Origin of the sequence: Adlercreutzia muris (genome assembly GCF_041223505.1) — a bacterium.
In the GTDB taxonomy this organism is placed as follows: Bacteria; Actinomycetota; Coriobacteriia; order Coriobacteriales; family Eggerthellaceae; genus Adlercreutzia; species Adlercreutzia muris.
The window spans coordinates 118,988-140,403 of the sequence record NZ_JBCLQK010000005.1; the positions used below are offsets into that span (position 1 = coordinate 118,988).

General features: G+C 67.8%; 15 protein-coding genes. 12 read left to right on the top strand and 3 right to left on the bottom strand.

The genetic code is table 11. The features are described 5' to 3' along the window. Positions 1 to 32: 32 nt before the first annotated feature. From AAK988_RS06395 to AAK988_RS06440, 10 genes are all read left to right on the top strand, one after another. The gene (locus AAK988_RS06395; RefSeq protein WP_369873264.1) at positions 33 to 1,556 is read left to right on the top strand and encodes a cytochrome ubiquinol oxidase subunit I; all 1,524 of its coding nucleotides are present in this window, start codon (positions 33 to 35) and stop codon (positions 1,554 to 1,556) included. 3 nt (positions 1,557 to 1,559) lie between these two features. Continuing rightward, the gene (gene cydB / locus AAK988_RS06400) at positions 1,560 to 2,594 is read left to right on the top strand and encodes a cytochrome d ubiquinol oxidase subunit II (RefSeq protein ID WP_369880514.1); all 1,035 of its coding nucleotides are present in this window, start codon (positions 1,560 to 1,562) and stop codon (positions 2,592 to 2,594) included. Between the two features lie 305 nt (positions 2,595 to 2,899). Beyond that, complete coding sequence (gene secA, locus AAK988_RS06405; protein WP_369880515.1) at positions 2,900 to 5,713, top strand: preprotein translocase subunit SecA; 2,814 nt, start codon at positions 2,900 to 2,902, stop codon at positions 5,711 to 5,713. Between the two features lie 182 nt (positions 5,714 to 5,895). Next, a complete protein-coding gene (gene prfB / locus AAK988_RS06410; RefSeq protein WP_369873267.1) occupies positions 5,896 to 6,996 on the top strand; it encodes a peptide chain release factor 2 in 1,101 nt (366 codons plus the stop codon). Positions 6,997 to 7,015: 19 nt separating this feature from the next. Continuing rightward, positions 7,016 to 7,849: a transketolase gene (locus AAK988_RS06415; RefSeq protein ID WP_262999997.1), complete on the top strand. Its 834-nt coding sequence runs from the start codon at positions 7,016 to 7,018 to the stop codon at positions 7,847 to 7,849. A gap of 14 nt (positions 7,850 to 7,863) precedes the next feature. After that, positions 7,864 to 8,841, top strand: coding sequence for a transketolase family protein (locus AAK988_RS06420; RefSeq protein WP_151430707.1), 978 nt, complete (start codon positions 7,864 to 7,866; stop codon positions 8,839 to 8,841). 43 nt (positions 8,842 to 8,884) lie between these two features. Further along, positions 8,885 to 9,772 carry a cell division ATP-binding protein FtsE gene (ftsE, locus tag AAK988_RS06425; protein WP_440132288.1) on the top strand — a complete coding sequence of 296 codons (888 nt, stop codon included), beginning with the start codon at positions 8,885 to 8,887 and terminating at the stop codon, positions 9,770 to 9,772. Beyond that, the gene (gene ftsX, locus AAK988_RS06430; RefSeq protein ID WP_135970787.1) at positions 9,765 to 10,679 is read left to right on the top strand and encodes a permease-like cell division protein FtsX; all 915 of its coding nucleotides are present in this window, start codon (positions 9,765 to 9,767) and stop codon (positions 10,677 to 10,679) included. The genes ftsE and ftsX overlap by 8 nt, the downstream gene beginning before the upstream one ends. Positions 10,680 to 10,760: 81 nt before the next feature. Further along, on the top strand, positions 10,761 to 12,071 hold the full coding sequence (locus tag AAK988_RS06435; RefSeq protein WP_369880516.1) for a S41 family peptidase: 1,311 nt from the start codon (positions 10,761 to 10,763) through the stop codon (positions 12,069 to 12,071). Between the two features lie 21 nt (positions 12,072 to 12,092). Next, positions 12,093 to 14,147: a ribonuclease R family protein gene (locus tag AAK988_RS06440; protein WP_369880517.1), complete on the top strand. Its 2,055-nt coding sequence runs from the start codon at positions 12,093 to 12,095 to the stop codon at positions 14,145 to 14,147. Positions 14,148 to 14,256: 109 nt separating this feature from the next. Here the strand turns inward: AAK988_RS06440 and AAK988_RS06445 are convergent, their stop codons facing one another. Together AAK988_RS06445 and AAK988_RS06450 are read right to left on the bottom strand one after the other, a co-directional pair. Beyond that, positions 14,257 to 15,639, bottom strand: a complete 1,383-nt coding sequence (locus tag AAK988_RS06445; protein ID WP_369880519.1) for a sodium-dependent transporter — start codon at positions 15,637 to 15,639, stop codon at positions 14,257 to 14,259. A 161-nt stretch (positions 15,640 to 15,800) separates the two neighbouring features. Beyond that, positions 15,801 to 16,199, bottom strand: coding sequence for a hypothetical protein (locus tag AAK988_RS06450; protein WP_369880521.1), 399 nt, complete (start codon positions 16,197 to 16,199; stop codon positions 15,801 to 15,803). A gap of 257 nt (positions 16,200 to 16,456) precedes the next feature. Between AAK988_RS06450 and ftsY the strand changes: the two genes are divergently transcribed. Continuing rightward, the gene (gene ftsY, locus AAK988_RS06455) at positions 16,457 to 17,947 is read left to right on the top strand and encodes a signal recognition particle-docking protein FtsY (RefSeq protein ID WP_369880522.1); all 1,491 of its coding nucleotides are present in this window, start codon (positions 16,457 to 16,459) and stop codon (positions 17,945 to 17,947) included. A gap of 51 nt (positions 17,948 to 17,998) precedes the next feature. After that, positions 17,999 to 19,417, top strand: a complete 1,419-nt coding sequence (gene ffh, locus AAK988_RS06460; protein ID WP_151430694.1) for a signal recognition particle protein — start codon at positions 17,999 to 18,001, stop codon at positions 19,415 to 19,417. A gap of 745 nt (positions 19,418 to 20,162) precedes the next feature. On the opposite strand, the gene AAK988_RS06465 is transcribed toward ffh, so the two are convergent. After that, positions 20,163 to 21,341 (bottom strand): IS110 family RNA-guided transposase, encoded by a 1,179-nt coding sequence (locus AAK988_RS06465; RefSeq protein WP_369880523.1) that lies wholly within the window; start codon positions 21,339 to 21,341, stop codon positions 20,163 to 20,165. Positions 21,342 to 21,416 lie beyond the last annotated feature (75 nt).

The window sequence follows — 21,416 nt, forward strand, 5'->3', positions numbered from 1 at the left end:
TGGGCCGGGCCCGATTTGAAAGGGGGTGTGCCATGGAGGCCTTCGCTGATGTGGCCCTGCTGTCGCGCGTGCAATTCGCGCTGACAGTGGCCTACCATTTCCTGTTCGTGCCCTTGTCCATCGGGCTCGGGCTCATTCTGGCCATCAACGAGACGCGCTACTATCGCACACGCAGACCTGAGGATGCGGCGGCGACGAAGTTCTGGGTGAAGATCTTCACCGCGACCTTCGCCATCGGCGTAGCCACGGGTATCACCATGGAGTTCTCCTTCGGTACGAACTGGGCGAACTATTCGCGCTTCGTCGGCGACATCTTCGGGGCGCCCTTGGCTGCCGAGGCCCTGCTCGCCTTCTTCCTGGAGTCTATGTTCCTGGGGGTGCTGCTGTTCGGCCGCAAGCGCGTGTCACCGCGGTTCTATATGGTGTCCGCCTGGCTCGTGTGGGTCGGTTCGTGCCTGTCGGCCCTGTGGATCCTCATCGCGAACTCGTGGATGCAGACGCCCGCCGGCGGCGAGCTGAACGCCGATGGCACCGAGGCGGTCATCACCGACTTCTTTGCGGCTGCCTTCAATCCGTCCATCTTCGCCCGCTACACCCATACGGTGGACGCCCTGCTCATCATGGGCGCCTTCGTGGCTATGGCCGTGGCCGGCTGCTACATGCTGAAGAAGCGCCACAGCGACTTCGCCATGAAGACCATGCGCATCGCCGCGGTGGTGGGCATCGTCACCTCCTGCGCCATGATCGTGTTCGCCCACGCCTCGGCCGTGGTGGTGTGGGAGGAACAGCCCACCAAGCTCGCCATGATGGAGGGCATGTACGATTCCGAGGTGCCGCCGCTGTACGCCGTGGGCATCGTGGATGAGGAAACCCAGGAGGTCATCGCCCCCTTCGCCATTCCCGGCGGCACGAGCTTTCTGGCCACGGGCAACTTCGACACGGAGTACCCGGGCCTCAACGAGCTGGCCCAGACCGAGGAGTACGGCGCCATGGTGGTGGAGGACATGCCGGTGAACCTCGTGTTCCAGAGTTACCATCTCATGGTGGCCATGTACGGGCTCATCATGGTGACGAGCATCCTCGTGCTCGTGTTCACGTTCCGCGGCGGCCGCATCGCGCGTATGCGCTGGCTGCAGTGGCTGGCGGTGCTCTCGCCGCTATGGCCTTTCATCGCCATCCAGACCGGCTGGATCACCGCCGAGGTGGGCCGCCAGCCCTGGGTCGTGTACCCTTCCGTCTCCGGCCCCGAGGGCGTGTCGCTGCTTACCGCCGACGGCATCTCGATGTCGGTGTCGGCGCCCGAGCTATGGCTGACCATCGGCCTGTTTATCGTGGTGTACCTGGTGCTGCTCGTCGGCTGGGCCCGCGTGGTGGGTCGCTTCATCAAGGAGGGCCCGGTGGCCGAGGATGGCGATCGCTCCGAGGGCTCGCCGGCTTTGGCGGCGGCCGCGGTTGCCGGCAGCTCCGTGTCCGCTGAGGGCTCCGTCGCCGTCGCCGTTGAAGTGACCGAGGCGGCCGTTGCGGAAGACGGCACGGCTGCGAAGGGAGGTGAGTAGGCCATGTTCGAGTTTCTGAGCGTGCTGTGGTTCTTCCTCATCTTCGTGCTCATCGCCGGCTACTTCGTGCTGGACGGCTTCGATCTGGGCGTGGGGGCGCTCTCGCCCTTCATCGCCAAGAACGACGAGGAACGCGCGGTGCTGCGCCGGGCCATCGGGCCGGTGTGGGATGGCAACGAGGTGTGGCTGCTCACGGCCGGCGGCGCCCTGTTCGCGGCGTTCCCCAACGCCTATGCCACCACCTTCTCCGGGTTCTACCTGGCCGTGATGCTCGTGCTGTTCGGCCTCATCGTGCGCGCGGTGTCCTTCGAGTTCCGTGCTGGCGACCCCGGTTGGGCGAAGCTGTGGGACGGCTGCTTCTTCGTGGGATCGCTGCTGCCGGCCCTGCTGCTGGGCGTGGCCGTGGGCAACATCTTCGCCGGCATCCCCATGGACGAGGCCGGCAACTACGCCGGGGTGCCGCTGCTGGGGCTCATCACGCCCTTCACGCTGCTCACGGGCCTGCTCGGCCTGGCTATGTTCCTGGCCGCCGGCGCAGCGTGGGCGGCGCTCAAGGCCCCGCTGCCCTCGGAGCTGCGCGAGCGGGCGGTTCGCCTGCGCCTGCCGCTCCAGGTGATCGCGCTTGCGCTGTTCGCCGTGGTGTCGGTGTTCGCCCTGGCTCTTGTGGGTACCGAGATGGACCCGGCCCTGGCGCCGGCGCGCTGGCTGTGCGCCGCCCTTGTGGTGGCGGCCTTGGGCGCCTCCATCGTCTTCGGCCGCAGCCCGAGCGGCGACTTGAGGGCCTTTCTGGCCCAGTCCGCGGCCATGGTTGCCCTGGTGGCGCTTCTGGCCTGCTCGATGTTCCCGGTGCTCGTGAACGCGACCCCCGATTCGGTGGGTCCGGCCATCACCCTGGCCAATGCCGCCTCCTCGGAGCTGTCGCTGTTCTGGATGACTGTCATCACCGCCGTGGGCCTGCCCTTGGTGCTGGCCTACCACGTCATCATCTACCGTACCTTCCGCGGCCGCGTGAAGCCGGAGGATCTGACGCACTACTAGACCTCCTCGGTTAGGGTGCGATCGAGCGCGCTCGGCGAACCCGAGGGCCCTCGCAGAGCCGGGCATTTTCCAGGGGCCGGAACCGCTCGAAGGTTCCGGCCCCCTCTTATCGCCGTCAGGCGGTGACGGGCTCCCTGCAAACCCTGTGGAATCGGGGGCGGGCGCGGGCCCTTGTGGTAGAGTGGAACGGATTTACGCGCGGGGCGCTCGGCCTCGGTGGCGCGGCCCGCAGGGGGCCGCGGGCGCACCGGGACGGGCGACCCGAAGAGACCGACCCGATACCGCAGAGAAAGAAGATGCCACCCATGGGATTTCTCTCCAAACTGCTCACGATGGGCGAGGGCAAGCAGCTGAAGCGCTACCAGGCTACCGTTGACAAGATCAACGGGCTGGAGCCGGCCTTCCAGGCCCTGACCGATGAGGAGCTGGCCGCCAAAACAACCGAGTTCCGCGAGCGCTACGCCGCCGGCGAGACGCTGGACGACCTGCTGCCCGAGGCCTTCGCGGCCGTGCGCGAGGCGAGCGTGCGCACGATCGGGCTGCGCCACTTCGACGTGCAGCTCATCGGCGGCATGGCCTTGAACGAAGGGCAGATCGCCGAGATGAAGACCGGCGAGGGCAAGACGCTCGTGTCCACCTTGGCCGGCTATTTGAACGCCATTCCAGGCCACAACGTGCACATCGTCACCGTGAACGACTACCTGGCCCGTCGCGACTGCGAGTGGATGGGCCAGATCTACCGCTTCCTCGGCATGAAGACCGGCCTCATCCAGAACGGCATGGCCCCGGCGGCGAAGAAGCCCGCCTACGAGGCCGACGTCACCTACGGCACCAACTCCGAGTTCGGCTTCGACTACCTGCGCGACAACATGGTCACCCGCGGCAGTTCGCGCGTGCAGCGCGGCCACCACTTCGCCATCGTGGACGAGGTGGACTCCATCCTCATCGACGAGGCCCGCACGCCGCTCATCATCTCGGGCGCCGGCACTCAGGCCGCCGACACCTACAAGAAGTTCGCCCGGGTCATGCCCGGCCTCAAGCAGGGCGTCGACTTCGACATGGACGAGGCCAAGCGCACCATCAACGCCACGGAGAGCGGTCTGGAGAAGATCGAGGCCATGCTCGGCATCGAGAACATCTACGCCGACCCCTCCGGCCAGTTGGCAAACCACCTCCAGCAGGCCCTGAAGGCTCAGTTCCTGTTCCACCGCGACGTGGACTACGTGGTCATGGACGGCGAGGTGAAGATCGTCGACGAGTTCACCGGCCGCATCATGGAGGGCCGCCGCTACTCCGAGGGCCTGCACCAGGCCCTGGAGGCCAAGGAGCACGTGCTCGTGCGCGAGGAGAACCAGACCCTGGCCACCATCACGCTGCAGAACTACTTCCGCCTCTACGACAAGCTCTCGGGCATGACCGGCACGGCCATGACCGAGGATGCCGAGTTCCGCCAGATCTACAAGCTGCCGGTCATGGCCATCCCGCCGAACAAGCCGGTGGCCCGCAAGGATGAGAACGACCTGGTGTACCGCACGGTGGAGGGGAAGTTCGCCGCCGTGGCCAACGACATCGCCGCCCGCCACGCCGCCGGCCAGCCCTGCCTCATCGGCACCGTGTCCATCGAGAACTCCGAGAAGCTCTCGCGCCTTTTGGACAAGCGCGGCATTCCCCATGAGACCCTGAACGCCAAGCACCACGAGCGCGAGGCCCACATCGTGGCCCAGGCCGGTCGCGCCGGCGCGGTGACCATCGCCACCAACATGGCCGGCCGCGGTACCGACATCCGCCTCGGCGGCGACCCGGATGTGCTGGCCGAGGACATGCTGCGCCAGCGCGGCTTGGATCCGGATGCCGCCCCCCTGACCGAGGAGGGGGCCAAGAACCCGGCCTGGCCCACGGCCGAGCAGCGGGCCGCGGCCCTGGCGGCGGCGCGGGCCATCTGCGCCGAGGAGCAGAAGAAGGTGCGGGCCGCCGGCGGCCTGTGCGTCATCGGCACCGAGCGCCACGAGTCCCGCCGTATCGACAACCAGCTGCGCGGCCGTTCCGGCCGTCAGGGCGATCCGGGCGTGACCCAGTTCTACCTGTCCCTGGAAGACGACCTCATGCGCCTGTTCGGCGGCTCGAAGATGGACTCCATCGCGCACATGATGGAGAAGACCAACCAGGAAGACGACATGCCCATCCAGGCGGGCATGGTGTCGAAGTCCATCGAGAGCGCCCAGCGCCAGGTGGAGTCCATGCACTTCGCCGCCCGTAAGAACGTGCTGGAGTACGACGATGTCATGAACCTCCAGCGCAAGGCCATCTACGAGGAGCGCAACGCCATCCTGGACGGCAAGTCCATGACCGACCGCATTCCCGGCATCATCCGCGACGCCGTGGACGCCATCGTGGGGGAGTGCTGCCCGGAGCGGTCGGCCTCTGACGATTGGGACCTGAAGGCCATCGACCTGTGGGCCGCCAACATGTCCGGCTGCAGCGACTTCGCCGTGGCCAAGGTGAACCACGAGGACGACCCCGGGGTCCTGGCCGACGCCCTTTACGAGTTCTTGGAGTGGATCTACGAGCAGAAGACCCAGCAGCTGGGCAGCGATCTTATGGAGAATCTCTCGGCCCAGGTCATGTTGCGCATCATCGACACCCGCTGGATGGCCCACCTCCAGGAGATGGACTACCTGAAGACCGGCATCGGCCTGCGGGCCTTCGGCCAGCGCGACCCCCTCGTGGAGTACAAGAACGAGGCCTACAACGCCTTCCAGAACCTCACGAGCTCCATGTACGACGACTACCTGCGCACCCTGCTGCGCCTGGAGATCGCCGCGAAGCCCGCTGCCGCGCCCGGCGCCCCGGCTGCCGGCTCGAGCCCGTTGGGGGAGGCCGAGGACCCGCTCGCCCGCAAGATGAGCTACTCCTCGCCCGAGGAGGCCCTGGCCACCTCCGGGGTGCGCGGCCGTCACGCTGCCGCCAACATGCCGGCCGGCGCCCCGCGCCCGGCCCCGAGCAGGCCCCAGACCTTCGTGAAGGACAAGGAGGACCCCTACGCTAACGTGGGCCGCAACGATCCGTGCCCCTGCGGGTCCGGCAAGAAGTTCAAGAAGTGCCACGGCCGGGACGCCTAGCCAGCCCGCGCCTGCTCAGCCAAGGTTGAGCGAAGCGGAAACGGCGGGTGCCTCGACCGAGCGAGTTCCGCAGCGATTGAAACAGCCCGGTGGGCTGTTTCACAAAGCGAGGACTGTCTGAGCGAATCGAGGTACCGGGCGGTTCCGCTCCCAGAGAGTTTCAAGGAGACACAGGGCAAGGTATGGAACTGAAGGACATACAGAAGGAACTGGAAGGGGCGCGGGGGCGCTTGTCCGATGCGCGGGCCTTCCTGCATATCGATGAGAAGGCCGCTGATTTGGCCGCCCTCGACGAGCAGGCGGCGGCACCGGACTTCTGGAACGACGCGGCGGCGGCCCAGGCCGTGAGCAAGCGGGCCTCGAGCCTGCGGGCCACTATCGCCGACTACGAGCGGGCCTGTTCCCTGGCCGACGATGCCGCGACCGCCTGCGAGCTGGCCGGGGACGACGGGGCCTTCGCCGAGGAGGCCGCCCAGGCTGCCGCCGAGCTGACCGCCCTGCTCGATCGGCTGGAGATCGAGTCCTGGTTCGCCGGGGAGTTCGACGAGGGCGATGCCATCCTGACAGTGAACCCGGGCCAAGGGGGCCTCGAGGCCCAGGACTGGACCGAGATGCTCTACCAGATGTACGTCCATTACGCCGAGGACAAGGGCTGGAAGGTCACGGTGCTCGATCTGGTGCCCGGCGAGGGTATCGGGCTCGACCGCGCCACGATCCAGATCGAGGGCCGCTACGCCTACGGCATGCTGCGCAGCGAGATCGGCATCCACCGCCTCGTGCGCATTTCCCCCACCGACGCCAAGAAGCGCCGCCAGACCACCTTCGCCTCCGTGGAGGTGCTGCCGGTCATCGCCGACGACATCGAGGTGGACTTGAACCTCGCCGACGTGCGCGTGGACGTGTACCGCTCCTCGGGCCCCGGCGGCCAGTGCGTGAACACCACCGACTCGGCCGTGCGGCTGACCCATGAGCCCACGGGCATCGTGGTCACCTGCCAGAACGAGAAGAGCCAGCTGCAGAACAAGGAGGCGGCCTTCCGGGTGCTGCGCGCCAAGCTCTACGAGCTTGAGGAGCGCCGTCGCCAAGCCGAGATCGACGAGCTGCGCGGCGAGCGCATGGAGAACTCCTTCGGCAGCCAGATCCGCAACTACGTGCTGTTCCCCTATCAGCTGGTGAAGGACCTGCGCAGCGGCGTTGAGACGGGAAATGTGGACGCAGTGCTCGGCGGCGCCCTGGAACCCTTCGTCATCGGGTATCATACATGGAGAGTATCGAATCAGTAGTCCAAGGGAAAGGCAGGCTATGGATACGGCGCAGCTGGTGGGGAAGGCCACCGACATCCGCAAGGACATTCTGACCATGATCACGGAGGCGGGCAGCGGGCATCCCGGCGGCTCGCTCTCCTGCACCGATATGCTCACGGCGCTGTACTTCGGCGGCGTGCTGGACCACGATCCCGCCGATCCGGCCAAGGTTGGCCGCGACCGCTTCATCTTGGCGAAGGGCCACGCGGCTCCGGCCCTCTACGCCACCTTGGCCCATGCCGGCTATTTCCCCATCGAGGAGCTCGCGACCCTGCGCAAGCTGGGCACGCGCCTGCAGGGGCACCCCGATTCCAACCTGCTACCCGGCGTGGAGGTGTCCACCGGCTCCCTCGGCCAGGGGCTCTCCGTGGCCGCAGGGCTCGCCGCCGGCCTGCGCCTGACCGGCGAGGCGGGCTGCGTCTTCACGATCCTCGGCGACGGCGAGTGCGAGGAGGGCCAGGTTTGGGAGGCCGCCATGTTCGCCGCCCACCAGCGCCTGGGTCGCCTCATCGCCATCATCGACAACAACGAGCTGCAGATCGACGGCTGCATTCACGACGTATGCGACCCGGGCGATCTCGGCGAGAAGTTCGCCGCCTTCGGCTGGGACGTGGTGCGCGTCGACGGCCATGACATCGATGCCCTGGTAGCCACCCTCGGCCGCTTGAAGGCCGCGGCCGCCGACGAGGCCGCGCCCGTGGCCGTCATCGCCGCCACGGTGAAGGGCAAGGGCGTCTCCTTCATGGAGAACCAGGCCGGCTGGCACGGCAAGGCGCCCAAGGCAGAGGAGTTGGAAATCGCCCTGGCGGAGCTGTCCGCTGCGGTAGCATAGGAGGTAGGGTACCCATGGTGAAACTCGCAAGCGCTGAGGCCGCGACTCAGAAGAAAGCCACCCGCGCCGCCCTCGGCGCCACCCTGGCGGAGCTGGCCGATGCCGGCGTGCCCGTCGTGGCGGTGGATGCCGACCTGACCGGCTCCACGACCACTAAGAAGCTGGCCGACGCGGGCCACGGCGACCGCCTGTTCAACTGCGGCATCGCCGAGCAGAACATGGTGGACGTGGCCGCGGGCCTGTCCCTGGCCGGCAACGTGGCCTTCACCGGCTCCTTCGCCGTGTTCGGCACGGGCCGCGCCTACGACCAGATTCGCAACACCGTGTGCTACTCCAACCTGAACGTGAAGATCGCCCCCACCCACGCCGGCATCTCCGTGGGTCCCGACGGCGGCTCCCACCAGATGCTCGAGGACGTGTCCCTCATGCGCGGCCTTCCCGGCATGCGCGTGCTCGTGCCCGCCGACTACGCCGCGGCCCGAGCTGCCATCAAGCTGGCCGCCGCCACGCCGGGCCCCGTCTACGTGCGCATGGGCCGCGCCGCCGTGCCCTGCGTCTACGACGACGATGTAGAGCTTCAGATCGGCCGCGCCTACGTGCTGCGCGAGGGCGCCGATGTGACCATCGTGGCCAACGGCGTGGAGATCCGCGAGGCGCTGGCTGCCGCCGACATGCTGGCCGAGCGCGGGGTGTCCGCCGAGGTCGTCGATGCCTTCTCTGTGAAGCCCCTCGACGGCGAGACCATCGCGGCCTCCCTCGCGAAGACCCGTTGCGCCGTGGTGGCCGAGGAGCACTCTGTCGTGGGGGGGCTGGGCTCGGCTGTCTGCGAGCTGGCCGCCCAGGTGTGCCCGGTGCCCGTGGAACTGGTGGGCATGCGCGACCGCTTCGGCAAGTCCGGCGAGTTCGACGAGCTGCTGGCCTACTTCGGCCTTGATGCCGCGGCCATTGTTGAAGCTGTGGAAAAGGCGCGGTCGCGAGCGGGCCTCTGCTAGAATTATTCAGTCTCAGTACCTATCAACCTGAACGGAGCAAGCTGTGGCGAATGAACGGAACCAGGCGAGTCCTGGCCGCACCGGTCGTCACGCCGGGGTCTCCGGCCAGGGCAACCCCCGCACCCGCGCGGTCTCTGCCCACAGCGCCGGCAATCCCAAGGCATCGATGACCTCGCAGTTGTCCCAGTCCCTTCCCGTGCTGGAAGTGGACGAGATGGCCGCCCCCATGGGGGCCCCGGTCATCACCTTCGACCATGTGACGAAGACCTACCCGGCCCAGCCCAGCAAGCCGGCCCTGTACGACATCACTCTGCAGATCTTCGCCGGGGAGTTCATCTTCCTCGTGGGCCATTCCGGGTCCGGCAAGTCCACCTTCATCCGTCTGCTCACCCGCGAGATCAAGCCCTCCTCGGGCAAGATCTACGTGGCGGACGAGGATTTGACCACCATGCGCAATTGGCGCGTGCCCTACCTGCGTCGCAACATCGGCTGCGTGTTCCAGGACTTCAAGCTCCTGCCGAACAAGACCGTCTTCGAGAACGTGGCCTTCGCCCTGGAGGTAATCGGGAAGAGCCGTCATGTCATCAAGACCCAGGTGCCCGAGGTGCTGCGCCTCGTGGGCCTGTCCGACAAGCTCAACAGCTATCCCGACCAGCTCTCCGGCGGCCAGCAGCAGCGCGTGTCCATCGCCCGCGCCATCGTGAACCGCCCGCCGCTGCTCATCTGCGACGAGCCCACGGGAAACCTGGACCCGCAGACCTCCCGCGGCATCATGGACCTGCTCGAGCGCATCAACCGCACGGGCACGACCGTGCTCGTGGCCACCCACGACCGCGAGATGGTGGACAACATGCGCCGTCGCGTTATCGCGCTCGACCGCGGGCATCTGACCCGCGACCAGGATCGGGGGGTGTACGGTTTCGATGTCTAGCCTGTTCTACTTCTTCAAGGAATCGCTCCAGGGCTTCGCGCGGAACCTTTCTACGACCCTGGGCTCCATCATCACCATCTTCCTGTCGCTGCTCATCATCGGTGTGTTCCTCGTGGGCGGCACTATCGTCGAGCGCCTCGTCTCCTCCATCGAGAGCGAGGTGTCCATCACCGCCTATATCGCCGACGACGCGCCCCAGGAGTCCATCGACGCCGTCATGAATTCCGTGCGCTCCATGGGCGGCGTGGAGAGCGTCGGGTTCACCACCAAGGACCAGGCCCTCGAGAACTTCAAGAGCTCCATGACCACCAACCCGGAGATCATCGAGCAGCTCGACGGCACGAACCCCCTGCCCGCCTCCATCGACGTGAGCCTGTCCGACCCCCAGAAGGTGGATGAGATCGCCGGCGCCATCGAGGGCGACGAGACCTTCCGCTCCATCTGCGACAACCCCGAGGATCCGGCCGACTCGCTCAAGTACGGCCAGAAGACCGTGGATCGCCTGTTCTCGGTGACGAAGTACGTGCGCTACCTCGGCGTGGCCCTGGTGCTGCTGCTCGTGTTCATCGCGCTCGTGTTCATCAACAATACCATCCGCCTGGCCATCATGGCCCGGCGCAAGGAGATCGCCATCATGCGCCTGGTGGGCGCGTCCAACGGTTTCATCCGCGGGCCCTTCCTCATGGAGGGCGCCCTCCATGCGCTCATCGGCTCGCTGCTGGCCGTCGGCGTGCTGCAGGTGCTGCGCGTCTACGCCATCCCGAAGCTCCAGAGCGCCCTGTCGTTCCTCTCGCTCGATGTGGGCGGCCAGACCTATGCGATGATCTACATCGTGCTCGTGGTGGCCGGCCTCGTCATCGGCCTCTTCGGCTCCGCCCTCGCCATGAGGCGCTACCTGAAGGTGTAGCCCGCCCGCCACAACCGCGATCGCCCGCGCGATCCTCCGGCAGAGCCTGGGGATCGCGCTTCGGTTTTTAAGGAGATGTCCATGGCCCGAGAAGACAACGGCCGCCACATTGCCCAAAGCGCCCGGTTTCGGGGCGAGCAGCGCATGGAGCGTGCCACCAACCACTTGATGTTCCGCGTGTTCATCACCGTGATCCTCGTGGCCATGGCCTTCTGCGCCGGCTTCGTGCTGCGCAGCCAGACGGCGCTCGTGGCCAGCTGGGGCATTCCCGTGACCGAGGAGGAGGCCGCGAGCCTCTCCCAGGCCGCCGCCCAGGACACCTACGAGTCCGTGAGCGCGCGCGTGGCCGACGTGGAGGACATCCTGGGCACCTACAGCCTGGACAAGGTGGATCTCACCGGGGCCACCTATTCCATGCTGGCCGACATGATGAAGTCCACGGGCGACCCCTACGCCTCCTACTACAACCCCGATCTGTACAACAACTACATCAAGGAATCCACGAGCCGCAGCTACGCCGGCATCGGCGTCATCTTCGCCGACTACAACGGTCGCGCCTATGTGGCCGGGGTCTTCGAGGGCTCTGAGGCCGAGGCCAAGGGCGTGCAGCAGGGCGACTTCGTGAACGCCATCGCCGGGGAGGACACCACGGCCTGGTCCATGACCGAGGTGGTGAACGCCCTGTCCCAGCGCGAGGGGGAGAACGTGTCCGTCACCTGGCTGCGTCCCGCCTCCATCGACGCCCAGACGGGCAGCGAGTTCTCCACGACCCTGGAGTGCAAGGTCTACGAGGAGGCGAACCTCTCCACGGATTTGGTGGGCACCGTGGGCGTCGTGAAGATGCGCCAGGTGACCCAGAACGCCGCCGACCTGGTGCGCCAGGCCATCGAGGGGCTCACGGCCCAGGGGGCCACCTCCTTCGTGCTGGACCTGCGGGACAACCCCGGCGGGTATCTGACCCAGGCCGTGGACGTGGCGGCCCTGTTCGTGCCCTCGGGCGTGCTCGTGCAGATCCAGACCAACGACGGCATCACCCCCAAGTCGGTGCCCTCGGGCAGCAAGGTGGTCACCGAGGCGCCGGTGGTGGTGCTCGTGAACCAGTACACCGCCGCGGCCGCCGAGGTGCTGGCCGCCGCCCTCCAGGACAACCAGCGGGCCCAGGTGGTGGGGGAGACCTCCCTCGGCAAGGGTTCGGTCCAGGTAGTGCGCGAGCTCGACTTCGGCGGCGCGGTGCGCTATACGGCCGCCTACTATCTCTCGCCCCAGGGGCAGGCCATCGACGGCGTGGGTGTGGTGCCCCAGGTGGGGGTGGCCAACGGCAGCACCGAGGGGGAGGACACCCAGATGCTCGTGGCCGTGGACACCGCCCGTTCCCTCGTGCCGGCCGTCTAGGGGCCGGGAAGGGAGGCTGGCATGGGCAGGCAGAAGAGCCGCGGGCGGCGTCCCACTCGACGCAAGCCCCAGGCGAATCCCACCGGCGTGCTCCTGTCGCGGGCCGAGGGCTACGGCTTCGTGCGCACGGCTGAGGGGGAGTACTTTATTCCCGCCACGGCCATGGGCGGCGCCTTTGACGGCGATTTGGTGGAAGTGGCGCCCATGGCCCGCAAGGGGGCCGAGAAGGGCCGGCGGGGCGAGGGCCGTAGCGAGAGCGATGGGGGCGCGGGGCTGCCCGCGGCGCGGGTGCTCCGGGTGATCGATCGGGCCCACGACACGGTGGTGGGCCGCTACGAGGTGGCCGAGCCCTTCGGCGTGGTGGTGCCGGCCGACCCGCGCATCCCCTACGACGTGTTCACCCTGCGCGCCGATTACCCGGAGGTGCCCGACGGGGCCCTCGTGCGGGTGCGCATCGCCCAGTTCCCCACCCGCCGCACGGCGGCCACGGGCCACATCGAGGAAGTCATCGCCGATAAGGCCCAGGGGCCCCGGGCCGGCATCGACCTCATCATCGGCCGCCACAAGCTGGAGACCGTCTTCTCGGAAGGGGCTCTCGCCGAGGCAGACGCGGCCGTGCTGGACGAGACCGGGGCGCTCGCGGCCGGCTACCGCGACCTGCGGGATCGTTTCGTGTTCACCATCGATCCGGCCGATGCCAAGGACTTCGACGACGCCCTGTCGGTGGACTATCTAAGGGACGAGGGCCTGTGGCGGCTCGGGGTGCACATCGCCGATGTGTCCCACTATGTGCCCTGGAACTCTTCGGTGGATTTGGATGCCCGGCGCCGGGCCACGAGCGTGTATCTGGCCGACCGGGTGATTCCCATGCTGCCCGAGACCCTCTCCAACGGCCTGTGCTCCCTGGCGCCGGATGAGGACCGCCGGGCCGTGACCTGCGACCTGTTTCTGGACGAGCGGGGGGACGTGGTGCGCTTCGAGCTGTACCCGGCCCTCATCCGCTCCCGGGCGCGGCTGTCCTACGGCGAGGCCGACGAGCTGTTGGCCGCTGCGGGCGCAGCGGCCGGGGAGGCGGCTGCGGGCGGCGCCCCGGCATCCGGGGACGGCGCCCTCGTGGCGCGGCTCGCGGCCGCCTCGAGGATCGCGAAGCGGCGGGAGGCGGCCCGGGCGGCGGCCGGCGGCATCGACTTCGCCACGACCGAGGCCAAGGTGGTGCTCGACGACGCGGGGGTGCCCGTGGATATCGTCGTGCGCCGCAAGACCGACGCGACCCGCCTCATAGAGGAGGCCATGATTCTGGCCAACGAGACCGTGGCGGGCTTCCTGGAGGCGCGGGGCTTTCCCTGCCTGTACCGGGTGCACGAGGCCCCTGCGGCCGATGCGCTGGGCTCCCTCATCCCCATCTTCCAGGAGTTTCCCTGGTTCGAGCGATCTTTGGAAGGGCGGCTCCTGGCGGCCGACCCGAGGGCCATCCAGGGGATCTTGGCGGCCAGTGCGGGGCGCAGCGAGGGCGAGCTGGCAAGCTCCCTGCTTCTGCGGGCTATGAAGCGGGCCGTGTACCGGCCCGTCAACGACGGCCACTACGGCCTGGCCAGCGAGGCCTACTGCCACTTCACGAGCCCCATTCGCCGTTATCCCGACCTGGTGGTGCATCGCATGTTGCGCGCGGCTCTCACGCGGCGTCCTGAGCGCTTCGACCAGGAGGTGGCGGCCCTGCCCTGGATCGCCGAGCACTCCTCGGACATGGAGCGGGTGGCCGACACGGCGGCCCGGGAATCCCAGGAGCTGAAGATGGTGGAGTACCTGCGGGCCTTTACGGGCCAGGCCTTCTCGGCCGTGGTGAGCGGGGTGGCCAATTGGTGCCTCTACGTGCGCCTCGACTGCACGGCCGAGGGGGTGCTGCCGGTGCGGGCCCTCGGCGAGGAGTACTTCGCCTTCGACCCGGTGCGCCATACGCTCACCGGGGAGGAGAGCGGCCGGTCGTGGCGCTTGGGCCAGCGCATTCCCGTGGTGCTGAAGACGGCCGATCCGGCCACGCGGACCCTGGAGTTTGCCCTGGCCGCAGGGAGGTCCTGAGAGTTGCACGGTCCACGGGGCCTATCGCCGTGTTCTCCGCGAGAATAAGGCGATAGGCGGCTGTGCGAGCGCAGTGGCCCTCCTCGCAGGGAGCTGTCGGTGGGGCGTTCTACGCCATCCAGCTCGTGACGATGGGGACCCAGCCCATGATGAGGATGATGACCACGAGCACCGGCACGCCGAAGCGCATCCAGTTATGCAGCCAGCTGGGGAATTTGAGCCCCGTGCCCTCGTTGGCCTCGGCGAGGAAGTTCTTCCAGCCCCAGCCCCGGCGGCTCACGCAGAACAGCACGAAGACCAGCGAGCCTAAGGGCATGATGTTGCTTGACACGAGGAAGTCCTCCACGGTCTGGATGTCGCCCACGCCGGGCATGACCACGTCCGAGAGCACGTTGAAGCCCAGCGCGCAGGGCAGGGACAAAAGCGGGATGGCGATGAGGTTCACGATGACCGCCCGTTTGCGCGACCAGCCCCACTGGTCCATGGAGAAGCGCAGGATGCCCTCGAACACGGCGATGACCGTGGAGAGCGCCGCGAAGCTCATGAACACGAAGAAGAGCGTGCCCCAGACCTGGCCGAGCCACATCTGCTCGAAGACGCTCGGCAGGGTGATGAACACCAGGCCCGGGCCCGAATCGGGGGCCACGCCGAAGGCGAAGCAGGCAGGGAAGATGATGAGACCCGTGGCGAGCGCCACGCCGGTGTCCAAGGCACCGATGGTGGCCGCCTCGCCCATGAGCGAGCGGTGCTTGTCGATGTAGCTGCCGAAAATGGTCATGGAGCCCATGCCGATGGACAGGGTAAAGAACGCCTGGCCCATGGCCGCGTAGGCTGCCTCGAAGAAGGTGTCGGGGGTGGCGAAGATCTTCGAGAAGTCGGGCAGCAGGTAGAAGGACACGCCCTCGCCCGCGCCGGGCAGGGTGAGGGCCCGCACCACGAGCACGCCGAGGATGGCCAGAAGCGCGAGCATCATCACCTTCGTGACCCGCTCCACGCCCTTCTGCACGCCCATGGAGCAGATGAGGATGGCGATGGCGCAGGTGAGCACCATCCAGAACACCACTTCTACCGGATCGGCCAGCATGGCGTTGAAGATGGCCTGGGTCTGGGCGGCATCGGCGCCGACGAGCTGGCCGGTGGCCATCTTCGGCACGTAGGCGAGCATCCAGCCGGCCACGGTGGTGTAGAACATCATGAGCAGGTAGCAGCCGGCCCCGCCGACCCACTTGTACTTGTGCCAGTGGGTGCCGGCCGGCTCCAGCTCGTTGAAGGCCCGGGCGATGGAGCGCTGGGAGCCGCGCCCCACGGCGAACTCCATGACGAGGATGGGCAGGCCCAGCACGAGCAGGAAGGCAAGGTAGAGCACGAGGAAGGCCGCGCCGCCGTACTCGCCGGTGATGTAGGGGAAGCGCCAGACGTTGCCTAGGCCGATGGCGCAGCCGGCCGAGATGAGGATGAAGCCGAGGCGGCTGCCGAAGCGCTCGCGTTCCATGGGGTCTCCTTTGGGGGTGGGACGCCGGCGCAGCGGCCAGACGTCGGAGCATGCGGTAATTTGGCTATGCTACCAGAAAGAAGGGCCCCGAGACCCGAAAAAATGTCGCGATCTCGGGGCCCTGGGGCCTCAGGTGGGGAAGCCGTTTCCCGGTCGGGGCGCTATTTGGCGGCGTCCTTGGCCTTCTCGGCTGCATCCTCGGCAGCCTGCTTGGCCTCGCCGGCCTTCTCGGCCACAGCGGCCTTGGCATCGGCCGCCGCGTCCTTGGCCTTGTCGGCGGCATCGCCCGCGGCCTTCTTCAGGTCGTCGGCCTTGTCGGCTGCGGCCTCTTTCGCCTCGCCGGCCTTCTCGGCGGCGGCTTCCTTCAGGTCGGCTGCCTTCTCGGCTGCCGCATCCTTCATCTCGCCGGCCTTCTCGGCCACGGCGTCCTTGATGTCGCCGGCCTTCTCAGCGGCGGCGTCCTTCAAGTCTTCTGCCTTTTCGGCCAGGTCGTGGGCGCCTTCGGCAAACGCGTCCTTGATATCCTCGCCGGCATCCTTGATTTTGTCGATGAAGCTCATGGTGAATCTCCCTTCGGGGGTGGTGAAATAACCTAGTGGAATCATAGAGTTTGACGGGGCGCGAAGAAGTGGGGAGCGCGCGACTGATGACGGCCCTTTGATGATCCGTTGGCGGCCCGTTGGAATGGCGGGCGCGGGACTCAGGTTTGTGACCAAAATAGGGGGAAGGGCCGCAGCCGCGCCGGGGGACAGGCCCGATGGCGTACACTATAGGGAATTGTGATTTCAACGGCATCCAAAGCGTGAAGGAGTGCCCCATGGGCTTGTTCGATCGTATCAGCGATGGCTTGAGCCGCTCGCGTCATAAATTCAAGGAGTCGATGAACGTCCTGCTCGACCGCGGCCCCGATCTGGACGAGGAGTTCTGGGACGGCCTGGAGGAGACGCTCATCCTGTCGGACGTGGGCGGGGCTGCGGCCGCCGACATCGTGGAGCGCCTGCGCGATTTGGCCACCCGCCGGGCCCTGCCCGATGCCTACGCGGTGCTCGATCTGCTGAACGACGAGATTGCCGCCACCTTCACCGAGGGCGGCGCCGACATCCTCGGCGGCGGCCCGGCCGTGGTGCTGTTCGTGGGCATCAACGGCACGGGCAAGACCACCACCGTGGGCAAGCTGGCCAAGGCCGCCACCGACGAGGGCCGCGCGGTCATCCTGGGCTCGGCCGACACCTTCCGCGCCGCCGCCATCGAGCAGCTGGAGGTGTGGGCCCGCCGGGCCGGGGTGGAGATGGTCACCCGGGAGCGCGGCGCCGACCCCGCGAGCGTGTGCTACGACACTCTGGAGCGGGCCGAGGCCACAGGCGCCGATCTGGTGCTCATCGACACGGCCGGGCGCCTGCACACCTCCGCCGATCTTATGCGCGAGCTGGAGAAAGTGGTGAACGTGGTGCGGAAGCGCTCGAAGCTGCCGGTGCACACGGTGCTCGTCATCGATGCCACCACGGGCCAGAACGGCCTCACCCAGGCCCGCGAGTTCGACCGCGCCCTCGATTTGGACGGCCTGGTGGTCACAAAGCTCGACGGCACCGCCAAGGGGGGCATCGCCCTGGCCGTGAGCCATGATTTGGACCTGCCCATCTTAAAGATCGGCGTGGGCGAGGGCATCGACGACCTGCGCGACTTCGATCCCCATGAGTTCGCCGCCGCCCTCGTGGGCACCTTCGACGAGCGCTTCGACGCCGCCGAGGATGGCCTGCGCGGCGAGAACGCCAAGGAGGCGGCCGTCACGGCCGGCGAGCGTCGCCGCGACGTGCTGGAAGGGGCTCCGACCGAGGTTGCGGCGGAGGCTGCCGAGGACCCTGCGACGGAGGCCGATGGCGTTGAGCCCGAAGCTGGGGCTGAGACTCCCGAGGCGGCTGCACCCGAGGCGGCCGCGGTGCTCGACGAGCAGGGCGACGTGGAAGAGGCGCTTGTGGAGGCGGCCGACGAGGTCGAGGCCGAGCCCGCCGACGGCGACCTCGTGGAGGCGGCGCTCGGGCGGCGCACCCACGAAACCATCGTAGCTGAGGAAGCCGAGGACACGCCCACGGGCCTCGAGGCCGCAGAGCTGGCCGAGCTCGACCGCGATGCCGAGGCCCTGGCCGAGGCTGCCGATGAGCCTGCCGCCAAAGAGGGGCACGACGCCCCCTTCACCGATGACGAGCTGGCTGAGCTCGCCCTGACCGCCGACGGCGCATTCGAGGGCGAAGAGACCGGGCCTGCCCCCGAGCCCGAGAAGAAGAGCTTCTGGAAGCGCCTGTTCGAGTAGGCCGCTATACTGTTTCGATATTCCACTCCGTGATGAAGGAGCGCACGACTCATGCTTGAAAATCTCTCTGAACGCCTTCAGGGCATCTTCTCCGGTCTGCGGTCGAAGGGCCGCCTGACCGAGGACGACATTAACGCTGCCATGCGCGAGATTCGCCTGGCCCTTCTGGAGGCCGACGTGAACTTCAAGGTGGTGAAGGCCTTCGTGGCCCGCACCAAGGAGCGCTGTCTGGCCGCCGAGGTGCTCGATTCGCTCACGCCGGCCCAAAACGTCGTGAAGATCGTGCTGGACGAGCTGACCGAGCTTTTGGGCCGCACCGATTCGCGGCTCGTGCTGGGCAGCCGCATTCCCAACGTCATCATGCTCGTGGGCCTGCAGGGCTCCGGCAAGACCACGGCCGCGGCCAAGCTGGCCTACCGTTTGAAGCAGGAGAGCCATTCCCCGCTGCTCATCGCCGGCGACGTGTACCGCCCCGCCGCCGCCGACCAGTTGCAGACCTTGGGCGACGAGATCGGCGTGCGCGTGTACCGCGGCGACGGCAAGGATCCCGTGGCCATTGCCAGGGAGGGCATCCAAGACGCCATCGACAACCTGCGCGACGTGGTCATCATCGACACGGCCGGCCGCCTGCACGTGGACGACGACATGATGGCCGAGGCCCAGGCCATCAAGGAGGCCGTGAAGCCCGACCAGATCCTCATGGTGGTGGACGCCATGACCGGCCAGGACGTGGTGAACGTCGTGGAGGCCTTCGCCAGCGCTGTGGACTTCGATGGCGTCATCATGTCGAAGATGGACGGCGATGCCCGCGGCGGCGGCGCCCTGTCCGTGCGCGAGGTGACCGGCAAGCCCATCAAGTTCATCTCCTCGGGCGAGAAGCCCGATTCCCTGGAGGTGTTCCACCCCGACCGCATGGCCAAGCGCATCCTGGGCATGGGAGACGTGGTGTCCCTCATCGAGAATGCCGTGCGCGTGCAGCAGGCCGAGGAAGAGGAGCTGGAGGCCGAGCGTATGATGCGCGGCCACATCACCTTAGACGACTTCGTGATGATGAACGCCCAGATGCGCAAGATGGGCGGCGTGCAGAAGCTCGTGAGCGCCTTGCCCGGCGGTGACAAGGCCCTGGCCTCGGGCCAGGTGGACGAGGGGGCGCTCGATGCCATGGAGGTCATCATCAATTCCATGACCCGCGAGGAGCGCGCGCACCCCGAGCTGCTCAACGGCAGCCGCCGTGCCCGCATCGCCAAGGGGGCCGGTGTGAGCGTGACGGCGGTGAACCAGATGATGAAGAAGTTCAACGAGACCAAGAAGATGGTGAGGCAGGCCACCGCCGGCATGGATATGGAGGGTGGCCGCGGCAAGAAGGGGAAGAAGGGCAAGGGGCGTCGCCGCCGCGGCTTGGGGCTGCCCGGCATGGGCGGCATGTCCATGAAGGACCTGAAGAAGATCCAGGACATGATGGGGCAGTAACTTCCGGGGTGGACTCGGCGTGGGCCTTCTCCGCGGCGGCGTCGATCTGCCCGCGGCTTTCCCATATCTCGCGGGTTTTAGTCGGTACGGACGTAGTCGCCGCGTTCGACATGCTGGAGTGAACAGCCTCGGCGAGCGCGGCGGTCGAGTGCGCTGTGGGGAGGCCGTAGAGTCAGAGAAAAAAGGGGGGGGCGTCGGATGAACTGAGCCCCGATAGTGGGACTGGAAACAAAAGTTTCCAGTCCCACTTGTTTCGGGAGGGGGGCGATGAGGCATTCGATGGAAATCCGCAGCGAGACTGCGAGGTGTTTCGGGATGGACTACGGGAAGGCGTTCTCGCGGGCGGCAGTGTCCTCGGCGCCCCGAAATGACGGTGTGCACGGGCAGACCGTTGATTTCTGGCGAAGGGAGCCGCCGATGGGTCCAGTCTGTGCGTTTTTCTGCCGCAAAATGACGGTGTGCCCGGGCGGATCGTCATTTTGGGTCGGAAAAGGCCGCTATCGGCGCCACTTCGAGGAGAAATGTGCCCCGAAATGACGGTGTGCACGGGCAGATCGACATTTTGCGCCGGAAAAGGACAGCGCTAGCTTTGGCGGGGGCAGGAGGGTAGGCGAAAAAGCGAAGGGGGCAGGGGACGAAGGGGGGTGTCTCTATAGTTTTGTCAACCCCTTGGCTGGCTCGGTGCAGCAGGGATTCGGGCGCACCGAGCCAGGCCCCCTCCGGGGGCCGCGGATCGGTGCGGCGCCTACGCGACGGGCTCCTCGTAGGGCCTCGGGTTCCTCATGATGGCCCAGATCACCTTGAGCCTCTTGCGCGCCACCGCCTTGAGGGCGGCGTTGTGCCGCATGTTCCTCGCCCGGCACTCCTCGTAGTACCTCCCGAACCTGTTCCCGGTGCCGACCAGCGAGTTGCAGGAGAATATGAGCAGGTTCTTCAGGGTCTTGTTCCCGCCGCGCTGCGGCCTGGCCGACCTGACGCTCGTGCCCGACTGGCTGTCGGCCGGGGCGACCCCGCAGTAGCTCGCGAGCTTGTCGTGGCTGGGGAACAGCGAGACGTCGACGGCGGCGACCAGGGCGGCGGCCGTCTTCGGGCCGACGCCCGGCACCGTGAGCAGGCAGCGGTACGTCTCGTCGGACTCCAGCTCGGCGGCCATCAGGGCCCGCAGCTCGGGCGCCTCCCCGTCCAGCGCAAGGATGTCGCGGGCGAGCATGCGGGCGAGCGCCCCCTCCGCCGGAGCCGACGGCCTCCCGGCCGACGCCGAGGCCGCGAGCGCGCCCCAGAGCCGCGAGCTGGCCGCCCGCGAGGCGCCGCCCGCCCGCTCGGCCACCGCCCCGAACCGCCTGATGCCCGCCTCGGCGCAGTCCGCCGGCCCCCCAATCTCGGCCAGCACCGCCATGTGCCAGGCGCAGGAGGGGTCGACGGCGGCCTCCAGCGCCGGGTCGGCCTCCAGGAGCACCGCCCGCAGGCGGTTCTTCGCCCGGGTCCTCGACCCCGTGCAGAAGTCCAGCTGGGAGGCCAGCAGCCGGACGGAGGCCGCCCGCGGGGCCTCCTCGGCGAGCGGCCTCAGCACATGGGGCGTCCCCGGCGCGGCCCTCGCGATCACCTCGGCGTCTATGCGGTCGGTCTTGGCCACGCCGGCCTCGGCGTCGCGCAGGGCCTTCTCGGCCGATCCCGGCAGGTAGGCGACCGGGTTGCCGGCGGCGCGGGCCCTCGCGACGGCCAGCGCGCCGATGTTGCGCTTCTGGTCGACCACCACCAGCGCCCCCGAGCCCGCGCGCGCCAGCACGGCGTCCACGTCGGCCGCCCTGTTGGCGACCCGTCCGCTCAGGACCACGCGCCCCGAGGAGTCGATGCCGCAGGCCCAGTGCGACGCCTTGCCGACGTCGAGGCCGAGCACCGCCGCGGTTGTGCCCCTCTCTTCCATGATGTATCCTCTCCGAAGGTCGGCCGGCCGGTCCCGCCGCGGGCCCGCGACACCCACATTACCCGGCCGTGGCGC